Source organism: Chryseobacterium sp. AG844, assembly GCF_003182335.1.
Taxonomy (GTDB): domain Bacteria; phylum Bacteroidota; class Bacteroidia; order Flavobacteriales; family Weeksellaceae; genus Chryseobacterium; species Chryseobacterium cupriresistens.
Genome location: NZ_QGTV01000004.1, coordinates 217660 through 236825, shown reverse-complemented (window position 1 = coordinate 236825; position 19166 = coordinate 217660). Strand labels below are relative to the sequence as shown.

Genomic DNA, 19166 nt, shown 5'->3' with positions numbered 1-19166 from the left:
AAAAATATTATTTTTGCGGAATTGATTGAATGTTCAATAATTTACTAACATAAGATAATTTAAATGATTAGTTGGAGAAAGCATTATAAAAAAACGTTGATCGCGATAGGCTTATTGCTATCAACCAGTGCTTCATTTTACGGGCAAGACGGCGATCCTAAAAACGGAGAGAAACTTTTCAAAGCGAATTGTACTGCATGTCACGCGCTGGACAAACAAGTTGTAGGACCACCATTAAAAGGGGTTGTAGAACGAGTAAAGACAGAAGGTGGTGTAGACAAAGATTGGCTTCACAAGTGGATCAAAGACAACAAAGCTCTGAGAGCTTCTGGGGATAAATACGCTAATGAGATTTTTGAAAAGTTTAATAAGACTGAAATGCAGGTCTTTCCAAATCTTACAGATAAGGATATTGACGACATTTTAGCTTTCACAACTAACCCTCCTGCTCCGGAGGAGAAAAAGCCGGAAGCAACTCCTGCAACTGACGCTGCTGCGGCAGCACCTGCAGACAAAACTACTACAAACGTTGTAATCATTTCACTTTTAGCGATCGCAGGTTTACTGGTTTGGATCTTGGTTAAACTAAGACAATTAGTAAAACTAGGTCAGTCTGAAGATTTAGCCGGACTTAATGAAACAAGAGTTCGTTCTTTCAGCGAAATGTATGAGAAGTTCCACTTCATTGGTAAAGGTCTATTGGCAATCCTTGCTATTTTAGCTGCTTACGGAGTATGGAACTGGCTAATGTGGATCGGGGTTTACAAAGGGTACAAACCTGAGCAGCCTATCTACTTCTCTCACAAAATTCACGCCGGAGAACAGAAAATTGACTGTCAGTTATGTCACTCCAGTGCTAAATACGGAAAAGTATCTGAAATTCCTTCTATGAACGTTTGTATGAACTGTCACAGAACAATTTCTGAATACAACGCAGATCACTACATGGAGCCTGGAAAAGACAAGGCATTCTATGACGGTGAAATCCAGAAGATCTACGCAGCAACAGGTTGGGATCCTGCAAAACAACAGTACACAGGAAAAACACAGCCAGTTGAATGGACAAGAATCCACAACATGCCAGACTTCGTTTACTTCAACCACTCTCAGCACGTAATTGCTGGGGAACAGGCGATCATCAATTCTTTCAACAAAAAGAATCCTAACAACAAAATTGATGTTGTATGTAAAGCTTGTCACGGTAAAATTGATACAATGAATGTTGTTCAGATGGCTAACGACTTTACTATGGGATGGTGTATCGAGTGCCACAGAACGACTGAAGTTGATATGAACAACGGTTATAATAAAGAGTACTTCAAAAATCTACATGACAAGTTGAAAAAACAATATCCACAAGATGGAGGTAAGATCACTGTAGATGCAATTGGAGGTCTTGAGTGTGGTAAATGTCATTATTAATAACTAAAAAATTAGAAGTATAAATGGCTTCAAACAAAATACAATTCAGAAGTATTCATGAACTTAAAGATCCGGCTTTGAATAATAAGCTGGCTCAGAAAGAGTTTCAGGAAGAAATTCCGGTAGAAGATTTCCTTGGAGATGCTGAGAAAAACGGATCAAGTACTTCAAGAAGAGATTTCCTTAAATTACTAGGATTCTCTACAGCAGCAGTTACCTTAGCTGCCTGCGAAGCTCCGGTAATCAAAACGATTCCTTACGTGGTAAAACCGCATGATATTATTCCGGGAATCCCTAATTATTACGCTTCAACCTATTTTGACGGTTTCGACTTTGCTAGTGTTTTGGTAAAAACCCGTGAAGGTAGACCTATCAAAATTGAACCCAACCCAGCTGGCGGCGATTTAGGTAAAACTAACGCAAGAGCTCAGGCAAGTGTACTTTCTCTTTATGATAATGATAAAGTAAAGCAGCCTAAACTGGATGGTAAAGATGAAACTTTCGATAAAGTAGACAGTTTTGTTATTAAAGGGTTGGAAGAAGCTAAAGCGTCTGGCAAAAAGATTGTGGTTTTATCACACTCTTTTGCTTCACCAACTTTCAAAAAGTTATTCGCTGAATTCAAAGCTAAATATCCTACAGCTGAATTAGTAACATATGATGCTTTCCCTTACTCTGCAGGATTAGATGCAGCTCAGGAAGTATTCGGACAAAGAGCATTACCTGTTTATGACCTTAAAGGTTCTGAATTGGTAGTTTCTTTCCAGGCTGATTTCTTAGGAGACTATAACGCTTCAAGCTTAGAAACTTCTTATGCAGCAGCTAGAAAGCCAGGACCAAACATGTTGAGACACATTCAGGTGGAATCTAACATGTCATTAACCGGTGCTAATGCTGACTCAAGATACAGATTAAAACCAAGTGCTGTAAACAAAACTTTAGTTGAAGTTTACAACGCAATCGTAGGTGGCGGTACTTCTGATAAGACTGCAACTGAAATTGCTAACGAATTGAAAGCAAAAGGCAGCAAAGCTGTTGTTTTTGCTGACGGTTCTAAAGGAGCACAGGTTTTAGCACACTTAATCAACCAGAAATTAGGTTCAGTAGCTTTCACAGGTAAAGCAAACTTCCTTAAAGAATTTGACGGAGCAAGATACCAGGAATTCCTGGGATGGATAAACGGTGGACAAGTTGGTGTATTGGTTACCAACAACGTAGACCCTATTTATTCTCATCCAAAAGGAGAAGATTTCAAGAAATCTTTATCTAAAGTTCCTTACGTAATTGCTGTAGCAGATAAGAAAAATGAAATGTACAAAGCAGCGAAAGCTGTAATTCCTGTAGCCAACTGGCTGGAGTCTTGGGGAGATATCGAACCACAGACAGGAGTATATTCATTAATGCAGCCTACAATCCAGAAAATCTACAAATCAAGACAGATTGAAGAATCTCTATTGGTTTGGAAGAACGGAAAAAACAATGCAGCAAACAATTACTACGATTATTTAAAAGCAAACTCTGCTTCTCTTTTAGGTGGTACTTCTTTCAACAAAGCATTGTATAACGGTATCAACGCTTCTACCAACGCAACTACTTTAGCTTATGCAGGTGGAAACGCTGCTCAGGCTGTTGCTGAACTAGGAAACTTTAAAGCTTCTGAATTAGAATTAGTATTATACACTAAGACTTCAATGGGAGATGGTACTCAGGCAAACAACCCTTGGTTACAAGAGTTACCTGACCCAATCACAAGAATGTCTTGGGATAACTATCTGACAATTTCTCCAAAAGACGCAGAAAAGTTCGGAATTGATAACGATCTTAATGCAAGAATGCAGCTGGATGGTTCTATCGTAAACCTTACTGTAAACGGAGTAACAATAAAAGATGTTCCTGTATTCGTACAACCTGGACAAGCTGAAGGATCTGTAGGTCTTGCGCTTGGTTATGGTAAGAAAAACTCAGGAGCAACTGCTGATACCGGTGTAAATGCTTATCCTTTATTTGACGGTTCTAACCTTGTTCTTTCAGGTGTTAAAATTGAGAAAACAGGAGAAGATCACGAATTCGCAGGTATCCAGCTTCAAAATACATTGATGGGTCGTTATGAAATCGCGAAGGAAGTTCCTTTGGCAGATTTCATCAACGTAGCTTTCGATGATGAGCACAAAGGATGGAACAAACCTTTGGAATACCACACGATCAGCGGAGCACTTCCAGCGAGAAAAATCGACCTTTGGGATGCTTTTGATGATACAGATGGTCCTCACTTCAACTTATCTATCGACCTGAACTCTTGTACTGGTTGTGGAGCATGTATCATTGCTTGTCAGGCAGAAAACAACGTTCCTGTAGTAGGTAAAGAAGAAGTAAGAATGTCCAGAGATATGTACTGGTTAAGAATTGACCGTTACTATTCTTCAAGACAAACGGTAGAAGTATACGAAGGGTTAAAAGAAGGAATGGCTGTACCAGAATTATACGGTACTGCATTCAACAAAGAAGGAGGTGCATTGAACCACCCTGCTGATAATCCGGATGTGATCTTCCAGCCAGTAATGTGTCAGCACTGTAACCACGCTCCATGTGAAACTGTATGTCCGGTAGCGGCTACTTCACACGGTAAGCAAGGTCAAAACCATATGGCTTACAACAGATGTATCGGTACAAGATATTGTGCAAACAACTGTCCATACAAAGTAAGACGTTTCAACTGGTTTACTTATAACCTAAATGACAAGTTCGATTTCAACATGAACAATGATTTAGGAAGAATGGTACTTAACCCGGACGTAGTTGTAAGAACTAGAGGGGTAATGGAGAAATGTTCAATGTGTATCCAAATGACTCAGAATACAATTCTTGAGGCTAAGAAAGAAGGAAGAAGAGTGAAGGATGGAGAATTCCAGACTGCTTGTTCTAAAGCTTGTTCTACTGGAGCAATGACATTTGGAGACATGAATGATAAAGATTCTTCGATCAGAGAGCAATATGCATCTAACAGAAGATATTATTTACTAGAGGAGATCGGAACAAAACCAAACGTGTTCTATCACACTAAAGTAAGAAACAGAGTAGAAAAATAAAGTTTAAATAATAAATAGGTAAAAAATGTCAGGACATTACGAAGCTCCGATAAGGGAACCTCTAATTATTGGTCACAAAACTTATCACGATATTACAGAAGATATCGCACGACCTATCGAAGAAAGAGCAGGTAAATTATGGTGGATCTCATTATATGCTGCACTAGTTCTATTCCTCTATGGATTCGGCTGTATCGCTTACACTATCGGGACAGGTATTGGAGCATGGGGGCTTAACAGAACTATTAACTGGGGTTGGGATATTACCAACTTCGTATGGTGGGTAGGTATCGGTCACGCCGGGACCCTAATCTCCGCAGTATTATTATTATTTAGACAGAGATGGAGAATGTCTGTAAACAGATCTGCAGAGGCGATGACGATCTTTGCGGTTGTACAGGCAGCAATCTTCCCTGTAATCCACATGGGTAGAGTTTGGGTTGGATACTGGGTATTCCCTTTACCAAACCAATTCGGTTCTCTTTGGGGGAACTTCAACTCTCCTCTACTTTGGGACGTATTTGCGATCTCTACGTATTTCTCAGTATCAACTGTATTCTGGTTCATGGGACTAATCCCTGACTTTGCAATGATCAGAGATAGAGCGAAAACTCCTTGGACTAAGAAAATTTATACATTCCTTGCATTCGGTTGGGGTGGTAAAGCAAAACACTGGCAAAGATTCGAAGAACTTTCTTTGGTTCTTGCAGGTTTGGCAACTCCACTTGTATTCTCAGTACACACTACCGTATCTTTTGACTTCGCAACTTCGGTAATTAAAGGATGGCACTCAACAATCTATCCTCCTTATTTCGTTGCCGGTGCGATCTTCTCAGGATTTGCAATGGTACAGACCTTATTGTTGGTTGCAAGAAAAGTATGTCACTTAGAAGAATATATTACAATGTATCATATCGAAATTATGAACATCGTAATCATCTTAACGGGTGGTATGGTAACTGTAGCTTATGCCACTGAATATTTCATCGGATGGTACTCAGGATCCAGATTTGAAGATTTCACATATCTTTCTCCGGGTGCTGCTGTAGGACCTTACTGGTGGGCATTCTGGTCATTGATCATCTGTAACCTTGTGATTCCTGCTTCTTTCTGGTTCAAGAGACTAAGAACGAACATTATCTGGACATTCATTGTTGCATTAATCATCAACATCGGTATGTGGTTTGAGCGTTTTGATATCATCGTTATCAACCTTTCAAGAGACTACTTACCAGGATCATGGACTATGTTTAAGCCAACGATCATTGATGTGGGTGTATACTTAGGAACAATCGGATTCTTCTCTGTATTATTCTTATTATACGCAAGAACATTCCCTGTAATTGCACAGGCTGAATTAAAATCGATTTTGAAAATCTCAGGTGAAACTTATAAAGCAAAAGAAGGAGATGAGCACCACTAAAATTGTATACGGACTTTATGCTGATGACGACGATTTAATGAACGGCGTTAAAGCATTCAACGATAAAGGAATCGCAATTAACGAAGTTTATACTCCGTTTCCGGTTCACGGACTAGACAAAGCTTTAGGTTTAAAGAAAACCAGAATTTCTGATGCTGCTTTCATCTATGCTTGTTATGGTGTAACGATCGGTGCTACTCTTACCTGGTATGTGATGAATCACGACTGGCCTCAGAATATCGGTGGTAAACCAGCTTTTGACTGGGGACACAACATGCCGGCATTCGTAGTTCCAATGTTCGAATTAATGGTATTCTGTGCAGCTCACATGATGTCTTTAACTTTTCTGGTTAGAAACAAAATGTATCCAGGAGCTCCTGCTCAGAATCCGGATCCAAGAACTACTGATGATAAATTCATGATGGAATTCGTAACTGAAGATGTAGAATCTGTAAAACAGTTGCTTATTGAAACTGGAGTTGAAGAAATAACTGTTAAAGACGCTTAAAATGAAAAAGAATGTATTAAAAATTACAGCGGTTTTAGGTTTAACAACAGTTTTACTTAACTCTTGCGGACCAAAGGAGAACACTCCGTTGGTATATTTCCCGGACATGTATTTTCCGGTAGCTTATGATCCGTTGATGAAAGCTCAGGATGCTTATTCAGATCATGAAAATGAAATTCCTGCTTTTGTTAAAAATAATGGTGCAACAGGTCTTTCTCCGGTAGAAGGATCAGTTGCTCAGAATAAAGATGGAGTTTTTGAAGAAAGCTTATTACCTAAAAATGTTGACGAGTACAACGCAGGGTATGAAGCCTCTAAAAAACTTACAGTATCTCCTTTGAACCCAGCTAATGCAGCGAAGGATCTTGAAAGAGGTAAAATATTGTTTGATCACACTTGTGCTGCATGCCACGGAACAGGAGGTGACGGACAAGGACCTATCGTACAAAGTGGAGCATTCTCCGGAGTGCCAAACTATGCTGACAGAGAACTTACTGTAGGATCTGTTCATTATGTATTAACAAACGGTAGAAATGCCATGGGATCTTATGCGGGACAATTGAACGCAGGAGACAGATGGAGAGTAGCAATGTATGTGATGAGTGCTTTCAAAAAAGGAGCAGCAGCACCGGCAGCAGCTACAGCGGCGGCACCAGCAACAACTGAAACGACTACCGAAACTAAAAAATAAGAAAAGAAATGTATAGTTTTTCACCAAAATTAAAATCAACTTCTATAATACTTCTTGTTGTAGGTTTAGTTCTTTTCGGTATTGGTTTCTTTTTGAACAAAGGAATTTCTACTGAGAAAATAGAACAAATGATGGAAGCTGTTCATGCTTCAGGTCATACTGCTCCTACACACTCAAGTGAAATGGTTGGACCTCAGGATCACGCGGCTCACCTTGAGTATGCTACATTGCAGGTACACAACCAGCCTTTAGCAGCAATACATTTTGTAGCTGTATTTTTCTTTGGAGTAAGCTGCTGCGTATTATTCTTCTATTCTATTCAGCACGCTGCCCACGCAGGATGGCCGATCATCATTACAAGAGTAATGGAAGCTATTGCTTCTTATATCCCTTATGGTGGTGCAATCCTGGTAATCCTTATGATCTTAAACATCACTCATAATGGTCACTTATTCCACTGGATGGACCCTGAATTGACAAACCCGGATTCTCCGCATTTTGATGTGATCTTATTCGAAAAGAAAAAATTCTTAAATATTCCTTTCTACGCAGTAAGAACTTTAATCTATGTGATTGGTGCTTCTTTCTTTGCTTGGAAATTAAAAGCTCAGTCTAAGAAAGTAGACGAAACTAAATCTAAAGTAGAGTATCAAATGCTTTACAGATGGGCAGTAGGTTATATCGCATTCTTCGGATTTGCTTCTGCAGCTTGGGCTTGGGACTGGTTGATGTCTATTGACCCTCACTGGTATTCTACAATGTATATCTGGTATTCAATGGTTAGCTGCCTTTCAAGTGGTATCGCTGTAATCATTCTATTAAGTGTTTATCTTAAGAAAAATGGTTTCTTACCACAGTTCAATGACAACCACTTACACGATTTAGGGGTATTCCTTTTCGCTACAAGTATGCTTTGGACGTATACATGGTTTGCTCAGTTCATGTTGTACTGGTATGCCAACGTTCCGGAAGAGGTTAACTACTTCTTCGGTAGATTCCAGCACTACTCTCCTACTTTCTTACCAATGTTGATCATCAACTTCTTATTACCATTATTGGTATTAGTGAGCAGCAGCATCAAGAGAAACTACAAAGTAGTTACTACAATGGCAGTAGTAGTAATCTTAGGACACATCTTAGACTACTTCAACATGGTAATGCCGGGAACGGTAGGACCATACTGGAACACTCCTGAAGTATTCTTGTTAATCCTTGGAGCAATCTTATTCGTAGCCGGATTATTTATGTTTACTGTACTTTCAGCTTTATCTAAACTGAAGTTGATTCCTACAGGAAACCCATTCTTACACGAATCTGAAATTTATGAGTATCCTTTCTAAGGACTTGTAACAAAATAAAATGATAAAAGACTGATTGTTAAAACGATCAGTCTTTTTTTATGCACATCAATCAACAAACTTACTATGAAAACAAAACTTTGTCTTTACACATTCTTCCTTTTGCTATGTAGTTTTATTCAGGTTCAGACCATCACCTTTGTTTCTGAAAAAAATAACAACCCTCTTCCAAGAGTTTCTGTATTTGGGAAAGATGGAACTATTGTAGCCTATTCTGATATTGAAGGTAAGATAGACAAACAATCCCTCTCGCCTTCCCAGGAAAAATTTCAGCTTATCTACAATAATTTTCCGGTGGCCACCTTATCTTACTCAGACTTTGATCAATCCGTTATAAAAATCAATGATCAGGTAAAGGAAATTGAAACTGTCGTTATCAAAAATAACAAACCGGCAAAATATATTTTCATTAAGGGAAATTTTAACGCCTATGTAACGGTAAACAATAAGCTTAACAGCTATGCCGATGGAATTGTAATTTACATTTTTGACAATAAAACAAAAAAATTGAAAAGCTCCAATGTAGAACAATACAGAGTTTTCAGACTGGCAGACTCTAAAAACGAGAAAAAAGAAACTTCATCATGGGATTATGGGAACTCTCTGCAAATCCCAAAACTTAAAAATGTAGGAAATCCGGACGAATACAAAACAAAAAGAAATATCATCAGAGAATTGAAAGGCGATCGTAAAGATCAGATTGAAGTAACAGGAGGAGCACTTCAGGAAAAAGAGTTTTCATTCTTCGGATATCGATTTTATGATATCAGAACCATTTTGAATATGTCCTTTGAAAAAGGATCAGAAAAGACATTGAAAGATTTTCTTGAATACAATGAACTTGTTTTTGTTAAGCTTAAACACAAAAGCGAACCCGAATACAATCAGATTGCCGTTTACACAAATTTCTATCCTACAGAACTTAGCTTTAACAACGACAATGATATTGAAAAAGTAAAATTTGATAAAGAAAACAGTAATTACAAAACTTCTTACTGGCAGGATTCTTCATTCCCGAATATGCAGACTATCTTCAGCAATTTTTTTAAAGGAGACTTAAAAGAACAACCCAACAAAAAGTAAAAATAAGATTATGGCTCCTGTGATAAAGAAATAAAATAAGTCATAAAACATAAAGTGAAAATAAAATCCAGTATTAATAAAGGTTTTATTAAATTTGCAACAAACCAAATAAAAATGAAAAAGTTTTCTTTTCTACTTGTTTTCAGTCTGTTGCTTTTTACAGCATGCAAGAAAGATCATGTAGATGCTACGAATACTAAAACACTGCAGTCAAGTATCAATGATATGACTTCCAGTTTACCTACCATTAAGCAGATTAAGTTTAATGAAGCTCTTTATATCCTTAAAACATTTGGAGTAGAGGCAGACGGTGATATCAATGAGCTAAAAGCCCTGGGAAAACTGATCAATGGGAAAAAAGTTCCTGAAATCATGGCTCTGGCTGATGAAGTGGCTCAAAAAAACGGAATTGAATGGGCAAGTACTGCCCCACCATCACTGGGAGAAATGAATATCTTCGGGGATGATAAAGCAAAAGAAAGCGATCCTAATGATGTGAAAGCAGGATCATTAAGCCTTGTGACAAGACCTACAGGAGATGACGGAACCGGAGCGCCTACGGCCATTCAGATTGTTCCGAGACTTGTAGATGCCGCCGGAAATCCGGTATCTTTTACAGGAGCCGGCCTTGAAGCAACTCTTGAAGTGTTCAGCAATGGGGTAAGACTAGCTACAGCTAAAAACCTGATGCAGGATAATAACTTTAAAGGATTCAATTTAAAATTCTCATCTATCCCTGCTTCAAAAGTGGTAGATAATAAAATTGACATCACGGTTTCCGTAAAAACTACGGCAAAAACTTTCAAAATGTCAAAAATCGGACTTGATGTGAATGCTGCAGCCTTAAAAGTACCTGCCATTCCAAAAACAGATTCAACCGCGGTGACAGAACAGCCAAGTGCAGTGGTGGATCCAAACAATCCTGCAGCTACACCTGGAGCAACGACTGATCCAACAGCTACTCCTGCTACACCAGCAGCTCCAAAGCAGCCCACAGCAGATCCTAAGAATACGGTAAGCAAGTTTCTGAACAATGTAAGTTCTCAGAATTTAAAAGCAGCTTACGAAACGGCAAGCAATCCAAGCTGGGGAAGTTATGAGTCTTTCTCAAATCCTACTTCAGGTTTTGGATCGGTGAAGAATGTAAGTGTAAAAAATATTACAACTAACGGTACCACTGCCAACAGTGCAAGTGTAAACGCCACTTATGATGTGACGGATAAAAGCGGGAAGACAACTTCTTTAAAAGTAACTTTCGGGCTTAAAAATGTAAACGGAGACTGGAAAATTTCCAGCTATAAAATCAATTAATAAATGGCTTCAGCAGAACTGATCAAGAAATTAGAAGAAACAATTGAAAATATTCCAGATTTTCCGATTCCTGGAATACAGTTTAAGGATATTTCACCCATCTTTTTAAACCCAAAACTTTATGAAGACGTTATTGCAGATCTTGTTGCCTTCAGTAAAGGGAAAATAGATGCAGTCTGCGGAATTGAAAGCCGCGGATACCTTTTTGGGATCGCAATTGCTGTAGCATTGGAAGTTCCATTCATCTTGATCAGAAAAGCCGGAAAACTTCCTCCTCCTGTAATTTCAGAAACATATGACCTGGAATATGGAAGCGCTATTATAGAAACCCGTGAAGGGCAGATAAAACCCGGACAAAGAGTTTTGATTCATGATGATCTTCTGGCAACCGGAGGAACTACTGAAGCTGCTGCCAAATTAGTAGAAAAGCAAGGCGCAATAGTTTCACAGTTCAGTTTCCTTATCGGTTTACAAGGCTTAAATGGAGATGAAAAACTGAAGAAATTCGGGGCAGAGATCTACCATATTTTAAGTTATTAAGATTGATCCTAACAAGATAAATGCTTCGGCTCCGCTCGGCATGACAATGGCTAATAATTTACTGTGAGATTAAAACAGATAGTATTAGAAATGTCATGCCGGGCAAGGTCGAAGCATCTTTTTTTAATAAATTCATCATTAACCATTAACAATTCACAAGATTTCGTCAATAATACTCACAAAGTATTTTGTAAATCTCTCAGAAACAATTAAATTTGCATTTCAATTTTTAAAAACTTATGGCAAAATTGGGAAAGAGTGCTCAGAACGAGCAAGAAGGTAAAGAAACGGTTGAGTTCTTTAAAGACCTTGACAGAGAGGCTTTAAACACTGAAAGATTTGTTGAAAAGTATTCAAAGCCGCTTGGTTTTGTATTCGGAGCTTTGATTTTAGGAGTTTTAGGATTCTTTGCTTATAAGCAATTTGTGATTGCTCCAAAGAACACTGAAGCTGTAAAAAGTTTCCTTGCTGCTCAAAAAAACCTTACAGAAGGTAAAGATAAAGATGCCTTAGGTGGAAAATCTGCAGCTAATCCTGGTTTTATAGGTACAGCTAATGAATATTCTTCTACTGAAATTGGTAAACTTTCTGCTTACAATGCTGGTTTATTAAAATTCAAAGAAGGAAAATTCCAGGAAGCATATGATCTTTTGGATAAATTCTCTTCCAAAAACAAAACCTTGATGGCAATGAAGTATGGAGCAATGGCTGATGCAAAATCAGGTCTTAACAAAAATGATGAAGCTCTGTCCTTATTAGATCAGGCTGCTACAGCATCTGATGATCCTTATACAACGTATTATTTTACAAGAAAAGCAGGTATTGTTGCTTTAGGATTAAAGAAAAATGCAGAAGCTAAAAAATACTTCTCTGCAATTGACGAGAAATATCAGGACTACGACAACGGAATGTCTGATTCTTATATCGAAATGACTAAATATTATTAAAAAATGGCAACAGTTAATCTTTCCGATTACAAGCCACTTCATATAACGAATGCCGAAGATTTTTCTATCGGCATTGTTTTTTCTGAGTGGAATGATTTTGTAACCTACAATCTTCGTAATGCAGCCTTGGAAATCCTTGAAAAAGAAGGGGTAAAACCTGAAAACATCAAACTTTTCCCTGTACCAGGAGCTTTCGAATTAAGCTATGCAAGCATGCAGCTTTGCAAAGAGAGAAAATATGACGCAGTAATTTCTATCGGATGTGTGATCCGTGGGGAAACTCCTCATTTTGACTATGTATGCTCTGCAGTAGCGCAGGGAATCAAAGACTGTAACATCATGACGGACACCCCTACTATTTTCTGTGTATTAACAGATGATACCAAAGAACAATCTATTGCAAGAAGTGGTGGTGATCTTGGGAACAAAGGGGTGGAAGCAGCCGTTACTGCGCTAAGGATGATTGATTTCAAAAAGAAATTATCCGACAAAAAAGGAAATATCGGTTTCGGACACTCTTAATCAACGATGTATTTCGACAATATAATGGGGCTATTTTTTAATAGTCCCTTTTTTATAAGTATATAAATAATTCATAAATCTTATTAATAAAAAGGATGTTTTTCTTTTTTTCCGTCAAAAGTTCCCTACAAAAACTATCTTTGTGAAAATTAATAAAGACAGTCAATACATGTTTTTAAAGAAAATAAAACCTTTCCTGTATTTAGGAATTTTCTATCTTATTATTTCGTTGATAATAAGGATAGTATTCTTTTTTCATCCCATCACTACCGCTAGTTTCGGATTTTTTGAAGTCGTAAAAGTTTTGTTGATCGGTCTGGTGAATGACATTTTTGTGTTCATATTGGCCAGCTCCATTCTCGCCCTTTACTTTCTCTTTCTTTCCGATTCAAAATATAAAAAGCCTTACGGTTATAGTATTTTGGGAGCATTAGTCCTTTTCTTCCTTTACATCTGGCTTGTTCCGAATAATATTTTCAAGCAGTACGGAGGTTCTATCATGGAGATTGCTCTTGTTTTCGTAGGAATAAAGACGCTTTTCTTCGGATTGATGCTGTTCCTTCCTAGACAAAGAATTAAGATTCGTAATGCATTATATTTCATAACGTTATTATTATATGTTCTTCTGATTATTTTCAACGGGGTAAGTGAATATTTCTTCTATAATGAATTTGGAGTTCGTTATAATTTTATTGCTGTAGATTATCTTATCTATACCAATGAGGTGATTGGGAATATCATGGAAAGCTATCCGGTTATTCCGCTGTTTTCTGCCATCATGATTGTTACCCTGGTCATCACATGGTTTATTTATAAGAAAACAAAAGATGAGCTTCTGGAACTACCAGATTTTAAACAAAAAATGGTGCTGCTGGGTAGTTTTATGGTACTTTGTGCGTTGAGTGCACTGGCCATACCTTCCTTGATGCAAATCAGATCAGACAATGTTTTCGCAGACGAAATTGAAGCCAACGGAATTCCTAAGTTCTACTGGGCGTTTACCCATAATGAACTGGATTATTTCCAGTTTTATTCACAGATTAACCAACAGCAGGCTGAAAAGAATTTCTTAAGCCAGTATCCACAACCTACTTTATCAAGAGCTGTTGTTGCAGAACAGCCTGAAGTGAAGAAAAACGTAGTATTGATCTCCATTGAAAGTCTTTCTGCAGATTTCATGGAACATTATGGCAATACCCAAAAAATTACTCCTTTCCTGGACAGTCTTGCTGATAAATCACTCATGTTTACCAATCTGTATGCAACCGGAAACAGAACGGTACGCGGACTGGAAGCTTTAACATTGTGTATTCCCCCAACTGCAGGGGAAAGTGTCATCAAGAGAGATGATAATAAAAATAAATTCACAACCGGAAGTGTTTTTAAATCCAAAGGATATGATGTTAAATTTTTATATGGCGGATACAGCTATTTTGATAATATGCAGGACTTCTTCGGAGGAAACGGCTATGGTATCGTAGACAGAAATAACTTTAAACCTGAAGAAATTACTTTTGCCAATGTTTGGGGCGTTGCTGATGAAGATATGGCCAGAAAAGCTATTCAGGTAATGAATGCTGAAGCCAAGTCAGGAAAACCGTTTTTCAATCACTGGATGACGGTTTCCAACCACAGACCTTTTACTTATCCTGACGGAAGAATTGATATTCCGGGAACGGCAAAATCCCGTGAAGGCGGTGTAAAATATACAGATTACTCTCTTAAGCTGTTCTTTGATATGGCTAAGAAACAGGATTGGTATAAGAACACAGTTTTTGTGATCATCGCAGACCACTGTGCATCCAGTGCGGGAAAAACGGAACTTCCGATGGATAAATACAGAATTCCTGCTATGGTATTTTCTGAAGGATTTATTCAGCCTCAGAAATTTGATGCGCTGATGTCTCAGATCGATATAATGCCGACCGTTTTGGGCTTATTAAACTTCAGCTATCAGTCTAAATTCCTGGGTCAGGATGTATTCAAACCGGAATTCCAGCCTAAAGCTTATGTGGCGACCTATCAGGATCTTGGCTTTATCAAAAGTGAACGTCTGACCATTATTTCGCCGGTAAAAAAGGTAAAACAATATTCTTTGGAACTGGAAAAAAGCGATTTGAAACCGGAATTTAAACTGTATTACAACGAGAAATTATTAAAAAATCCAGATCAGAAACTGGTGGATGATGCTGTATCAGCTTATCAGTCTACCTCTTACTGGCTAAAAACAAAACAACTCAACAGATAAATATCTAAATATTTTCGCTTATAATCTGGCGTAAAATATTTAAATTAACCCATAAATTTATTAGTATGAAATGGACAGACGACAGAGGCGGAAACGTTGATGACCGCCGTGGTTCAGGAGGCGGAAGTGGCGGTATGATTGTAGGAGGCGGACTCGGAACTTTAATTATAGCAGCCATCGTATTCTTTTTGGGTGGTGATCCATCCGGTATTTTGAATTCCGGAGGCATGCAGCCTTCAGGAAATTCCGGAGAACAGAGAGAGCTTACTGCCGATGAAAAACAAGTTGGAGAAATGGTTGATATGATGGCCAAATGGAATATTCTTACCTGGGATCAGATTTTTAAGGAAAATGGAATGACTTACAGTGCTCCTCAGGTAGTTCTTTTCGAAAATACAACATCTTCAGCATGTGGTACGGCTCAATCTGCCATGGGACCATTCTATTGCCCGGCGGATCAGAAAGTCTATATGGATATGAGTTTTTTTGGTGAGCTTCAGCAAAAATTCGGAGCTAAAGTAACAGAATTTACGGTAGCTTATGTTCTTGCGCATGAAGTAGGACACCATGTTCAGACCCTTTTGGGAACTACACAGAAAGTGGATGCGCTAAGAAGAAGCGGAAGATATTCCGAAGAGCAGATGAACAGAGTATCCGTTGCGACAGAATTACAGGCTGATTTCTATGCCGGAGTATGGGCAAAAAGAACCAATGACAGCAAACATATTCTGGAACCCGGAGATATTGAGTCTGCCATAGATGCTGCCGAAGCGGTTGGCGATGATAATATTCAGAAAAGAGCACAGGGATATGTGAATCAGGAAAGTTTTACCCACGGCTCTTCTGCACAGCGTAAAGAATGGTTTATGAAAGGGTACAACACCGGAGATATCAGACAGGGTGATACTTTCAACCAGCTATTAAAATAGTTTTTATCAAAAATTATAATGATATAAAAAAGCGGTCTTAAGTCAAGACCGCTTTTTTATTTATTGCAATTCGATCGGATTAGAATTTTTCTTAGCCTCTTCTTTCACCCTTTCTTCCATTCTTTTTCTCATATCAGCAGGATTTTGGTTTCCGCCGCCGGAGCCTCTTCCGCCTCCGCCTATTCTTATTGTATTAGAAAATCCACCTTGTCCACTGCCACTTTGGCTCATAAACGACATCGGATCAGCTTTAAATTTTTGCTGCTGTTTGATATAATCTGTTCTTTTTACTTTCAAAGTATTTCCAAACTGGTTCAAAGCCGGAAACTCAGCAATTTTATAGTTTTTCATAAGATCAAAAGAATAATCTCCTTTATCATCTTCCACTTTTACAATCAACCCCGGAAGTCCTCCGAACTTATAAGGTCCATCCTGATAAGGAAGATCTGTTGTAAACCATGCCGTCCATTTTCTTCCACCAAAATCAGTTTCAGCTTTCTGAACTTTATACTCGCCTATTTTTCTCGTTTCTGACTCTATTTTCCAGTTCAGTGGTCTGTCTTCTTCATACGAATAGAGATCACGCCCGATTCTGTCTTTAAAATAGGTCTTTTGATTGGTTTTATCTTTTTCAATGGAATAGCTGATATTCGTTTTCAATCCTTCCATCTGATCTCTGTTGATGCTTGCTCTTCCGCCTCCGCTCTGAAATGCTTTTTGCATAATAGAATCTCTTTTGATTCTGTTTTCAGAATAAAACACTGATTTTTCCGGAGAAATATCCAGATAAGCATTTTCAGTCTTGATATCTGTTTTATTTTCAGCATCAGGCTTCATCGTCACCTGATATACGAATCTGTTGGTTTGTGCAGAAACATTCTGTATGAAGAGCGCCAATGCGATAATACCTATTTTTTTCATTTATATTTTTATTTATTGAGCATTATTAAAAGAAAGATTTATTGTACTTTATTTTTGACAAGTTTTCTCCCTTATTGCTTGATTATATGTCTTCCTTATAGATTTAAAGTACGATTCAAGGTTAAAATTATGAATAAAACCTTAACAGAAAACGGCTCAGTTTATCTTTTTTTAACATCATTTATCCTCTGATAAATTGCTATTAATATCATAATCATTAAAATAGACATCTTCGATTTGAGATTGCGGAAATTAGTTTGTATTTTTGCATCATTAAATCATTCTAAATAAATACAATGATAAAAGTATCAGACCATGCAAAGGAGAAAGCCATCCAGTTAATGACGGAAGATGGTTTTAACCCTGCTGAAGATTATATAAGAGTAGGGGTAAAAAGCGGCGGATGCTCTGGTTTAGAGTATGTTTTAAAGTTTGACAACGAAAAAACAGACACAGATCAGATTTTTGAAGATAATAACATTAAAATTATTATAGATAAAAAATCCATCCTTTATTTAGCAGGAACAACTCTTGAGTATTCAGGAGGATTGAACGGAAAAGGGTTTGTTTTTAACAACCCGAATGCATCCAGAACATGTGGATGTGGGGAATCATTTAGTCTTTAGAGAAAAGACATTAGATCCTAGATTTCAGACCTCAGAGCTATTCTGACTTCTGAAATCTAATCTGAAACCTAAAAAAAAATAATGAGTAAATATACAGAAGACGATCTAAGAGTCGATCTAGAAAATAAAAAATATGAATTCGGTTGGGAGACGAAGATTGATTATGAAGACTTCCCGACTGGTTTAAACGAGGATATCATCCGTGCGATCTCTGCTAAAAAAGAAGAGCCGGAATGGATGACTGAATGGCGATTGGAATCTTTCAAAATCTGGCAAAAAATGGTAGAGCCTGAGTGGGCTAATATCAAATATGAAAAACCGGATTTTCAGGCAATCCGTTACTATGCTGCTCCAAAAGTAAAGCCTGAACTGGCAAGCCTTGACGAAGTAGATCCTGAACTATTGAAAACATTCGAAAAGCTAGGGATTAATATCGAAGAGCAAAAAAGACTTTCAGGAGTTGCTGTAGATATCGTAATGGACTCAGTTTCTGTGAAAACCACTTTCCAGGATACACTGGCAGAAAAAGGAATTATTTTCTGCTCGATCTCTGAGGCTATTAAAAACCACCCTGATTTGGTAAGAAAATATCTTGGAAAAGTAGTTCCGAGAGGAGATAACTTCTATGCAGCATTGAATTCCGCAGTATTTTCTGACGGAAGTTTCTGTTATATTCCTAAAGGAGTAAAATGCCCGATGGAACTTTCTACTTATTTCCGTATCAATCAGGCAGGAACAGGACAGTTTGAAAGAACGCTTCTTGTAGCTGATGAAGGAAGTTATGTATCTTATCTTGAAGGATGTACAGCACCGTCAAGAGATGAAAACCAGCTTCACGCAGCGGTTGTAGAGCTTATCGCTTTAGATAATGCTGAAATTAAATATTCAACGGTACAGAACTGGTACCCGGGTAATGAAGAAGGTAAAGGAGGTGTATTCAACTTTGTAACGAAGAGAGGACTTTGCGAAAGAAATGCAAAAATCTCCTGGACACAGGTTGAAACAGGTTCAGCTGTAACATGGAAATATCCTTCTTGTATCTTAAAAGGAGACAATTCTATCGGAGAGTTCTACTCTATTGCGGTAACCAACAACCACCAATATGCAGATACAGGAACAAAAATGATCCACATTGGAAAGAATACCAAATCAACGATTATTTCAAAAGGTATTTCTGCCGGAAAATCACAAAACTCATACAGAGGACAGGTAAAAGTAATGCCTTCTGCAAAAGGAGCCAGAAACTTTTCACAATGTGACTCTTTATTGATGGGTAATGAATGTGGAGCTCATACTTTCCCTTATATTGAAATCAAAGACCCTACGGCACAGTTAGAGCACGAGGCTACGACTTCAAAAATCGGGGAAGACCAGATTTTCTACTGTAACCAGAGAGGTATTGACACAGAAAGAGCTATTGCTCTGATTGTAAATGGTTTCAGTAAAGAAGTTTTAAATAAACTTCCAATGGAATTTGCTATTGAAGCACAGAAACTACTTGAAATTTCACTAGAAGGTTCGGTAGGTTAATCTTTTAAAAGGATTTTCAGA

The 19166-nt window shown here is 37.9% G+C and carries 16 protein-coding genes; 15 read left to right on the top strand and 1 reads right to left on the bottom strand.

From position 1 onward, the window contains the following. The first annotated feature begins 63 nt into the window (after positions 1 to 63). From DEU40_RS06670 to DEU40_RS06610, 13 genes are all read left to right on the top strand, one after another. Entirely contained in the window at positions 64 to 1422 is a 1359-nt protein-coding gene (locus DEU40_RS06670) for a c-type cytochrome (protein ID WP_110009111.1), read from the top strand. Positions 1423 to 1445: 23 nt separating this feature from the next. Next, on the top strand, positions 1446 to 4508 hold the full coding sequence (locus DEU40_RS06665; protein WP_110009110.1) for a TAT-variant-translocated molybdopterin oxidoreductase: 3063 nt from the start codon (positions 1446 to 1448) through the stop codon (positions 4506 to 4508). Between the two features lie 25 nt (positions 4509 to 4533). Next, complete coding sequence (nrfD, locus tag DEU40_RS06660) at positions 4534 to 5931, top strand: NrfD/PsrC family molybdoenzyme membrane anchor subunit (RefSeq protein WP_034691792.1); 1398 nt, start codon at positions 4534 to 4536, stop codon at positions 5929 to 5931. Then, positions 5918 to 6439: a DUF3341 domain-containing protein gene (locus tag DEU40_RS06655; protein ID WP_027371993.1), complete on the top strand. Its 522-nt coding sequence runs from the start codon at positions 5918 to 5920 to the stop codon at positions 6437 to 6439. Before nrfD ends, DEU40_RS06655 begins: the two co-directional genes overlap by 14 nt. 1 nt (position 6440) lies before the next feature. Continuing rightward, on the top strand, positions 6441 to 7130 hold the full coding sequence (locus tag DEU40_RS06650) for a c-type cytochrome (RefSeq protein ID WP_110009109.1): 690 nt from the start codon (positions 6441 to 6443) through the stop codon (positions 7128 to 7130). 8 nt (positions 7131 to 7138) lie between these two features. Then, entirely contained in the window at positions 7139 to 8470 is a 1332-nt protein-coding gene (locus DEU40_RS06645) for a quinol:cytochrome C oxidoreductase (RefSeq protein ID WP_110009108.1), read from the top strand. A gap of 84 nt (positions 8471 to 8554) precedes the next feature. After that, positions 8555 to 9571: a hypothetical protein gene (locus DEU40_RS06640; protein ID WP_110009107.1), complete on the top strand. Its 1017-nt coding sequence runs from the start codon at positions 8555 to 8557 to the stop codon at positions 9569 to 9571. A 114-nt stretch (positions 9572 to 9685) separates the two neighbouring features. Further along, complete coding sequence (locus tag DEU40_RS06635; protein ID WP_110009106.1) at positions 9686 to 10882, top strand: hypothetical protein; 1197 nt, start codon at positions 9686 to 9688, stop codon at positions 10880 to 10882. Positions 10883 to 10885: 3 nt separating this feature from the next. Next, positions 10886 to 11422 (top strand): adenine phosphoribosyltransferase, encoded by a 537-nt coding sequence (locus DEU40_RS06630; RefSeq protein ID WP_110009105.1) that lies wholly within the window; start codon positions 10886 to 10888, stop codon positions 11420 to 11422. Between the two features lie 239 nt (positions 11423 to 11661). Continuing rightward, positions 11662 to 12369, top strand: coding sequence for a hypothetical protein (locus DEU40_RS06625; RefSeq protein ID WP_062673110.1), 708 nt, complete (start codon positions 11662 to 11664; stop codon positions 12367 to 12369). 3 nt (positions 12370 to 12372) lie between these two features. Then, complete coding sequence (ribH, locus tag DEU40_RS06620; protein ID WP_110009104.1) at positions 12373 to 12891, top strand: 6,7-dimethyl-8-ribityllumazine synthase; 519 nt, start codon at positions 12373 to 12375, stop codon at positions 12889 to 12891. 169 nt (positions 12892 to 13060) lie between these two features. Beyond that, positions 13061 to 15139 (top strand): LTA synthase family protein, encoded by a 2079-nt coding sequence (locus DEU40_RS06615; protein WP_110009103.1) that lies wholly within the window; start codon positions 13061 to 13063, stop codon positions 15137 to 15139. Positions 15140 to 15204: 65 nt separating this feature from the next. Beyond that, positions 15205 to 16068, top strand: a complete 864-nt coding sequence (locus DEU40_RS06610; protein ID WP_110009102.1) for a neutral zinc metallopeptidase — start codon at positions 15205 to 15207, stop codon at positions 16066 to 16068. Between the two features lie 60 nt (positions 16069 to 16128). On the opposite strand, the gene DEU40_RS06605 is transcribed toward DEU40_RS06610, so the two are convergent. Continuing rightward, on the bottom strand, positions 16129 to 16989 hold the full coding sequence (locus DEU40_RS06605; RefSeq protein WP_110009101.1) for a GLPGLI family protein: 861 nt from the start codon (positions 16987 to 16989) through the stop codon (positions 16129 to 16131). Positions 16990 to 17285: 296 nt separating this feature from the next. On the opposite strand from DEU40_RS06605, the gene DEU40_RS06600 reads away from it, so the two are divergent. Together DEU40_RS06600 and sufB are read left to right on the top strand one after the other, a co-directional pair. Further along, a complete protein-coding gene (locus DEU40_RS06600; RefSeq protein ID WP_062673099.1) occupies positions 17286 to 17615 on the top strand; it encodes a HesB/IscA family protein in 330 nt (109 codons plus the stop codon). Between the two features lie 81 nt (positions 17616 to 17696). Further along, on the top strand, positions 17697 to 19145 hold the full coding sequence (gene sufB, locus DEU40_RS06595) for a Fe-S cluster assembly protein SufB (protein WP_062673097.1): 1449 nt from the start codon (positions 17697 to 17699) through the stop codon (positions 19143 to 19145). Positions 19146 to 19166 lie beyond the last annotated feature (21 nt).

Coding starts and splice junctions, on each gene's coding strand:
- DEU40_RS06605 (WP_110009101.1), bottom strand. CDS start 16,989: ATGAAAAAAATAGGTATTATCGCATTGGCGCTCTTCATACAGAATGTT.
- DEU40_RS06650 (WP_110009109.1), top strand. CDS start 6,441: ATGAAAAAGAATGTATTAAAAATTACAGCGGTTTTAGGTTTAACAACA.
- DEU40_RS06670 (WP_110009111.1), top strand. CDS start 64: ATGATTAGTTGGAGAAAGCATTATAAAAAAACGTTGATCGCGATAGGC.
- DEU40_RS06615 (WP_110009103.1), top strand. CDS start 13,061: ATGTTTTTAAAGAAAATAAAACCTTTCCTGTATTTAGGAATTTTCTAT.
- DEU40_RS06600 (WP_062673099.1), top strand. CDS start 17,286: ATGATAAAAGTATCAGACCATGCAAAGGAGAAAGCCATCCAGTTAATG.
- ribH (WP_110009104.1), top strand. CDS start 12,373: ATGGCAACAGTTAATCTTTCCGATTACAAGCCACTTCATATAACGAAT.
- DEU40_RS06630 (WP_110009105.1), top strand. CDS start 10,886: ATGGCTTCAGCAGAACTGATCAAGAAATTAGAAGAAACAATTGAAAAT.
- DEU40_RS06625 (WP_062673110.1), top strand. CDS start 11,662: ATGGCAAAATTGGGAAAGAGTGCTCAGAACGAGCAAGAAGGTAAAGAA.
- DEU40_RS06640 (WP_110009107.1), top strand. CDS start 8,555: ATGAAAACAAAACTTTGTCTTTACACATTCTTCCTTTTGCTATGTAGT.
- nrfD (WP_034691792.1), top strand. CDS start 4,534: ATGTCAGGACATTACGAAGCTCCGATAAGGGAACCTCTAATTATTGGT.
- DEU40_RS06610 (WP_110009102.1), top strand. CDS start 15,205: ATGAAATGGACAGACGACAGAGGCGGAAACGTTGATGACCGCCGTGGT.
- DEU40_RS06635 (WP_110009106.1), top strand. CDS start 9,686: ATGAAAAAGTTTTCTTTTCTACTTGTTTTCAGTCTGTTGCTTTTTACA.
- DEU40_RS06665 (WP_110009110.1), top strand. CDS start 1,446: ATGGCTTCAAACAAAATACAATTCAGAAGTATTCATGAACTTAAAGAT.
- DEU40_RS06645 (WP_110009108.1), top strand. CDS start 7,139: ATGTATAGTTTTTCACCAAAATTAAAATCAACTTCTATAATACTTCTT.
- DEU40_RS06655 (WP_027371993.1), top strand. CDS start 5,918: ATGAGCACCACTAAAATTGTATACGGACTTTATGCTGATGACGACGAT.
- sufB (WP_062673097.1), top strand. CDS start 17,697: ATGAGTAAATATACAGAAGACGATCTAAGAGTCGATCTAGAAAATAAA.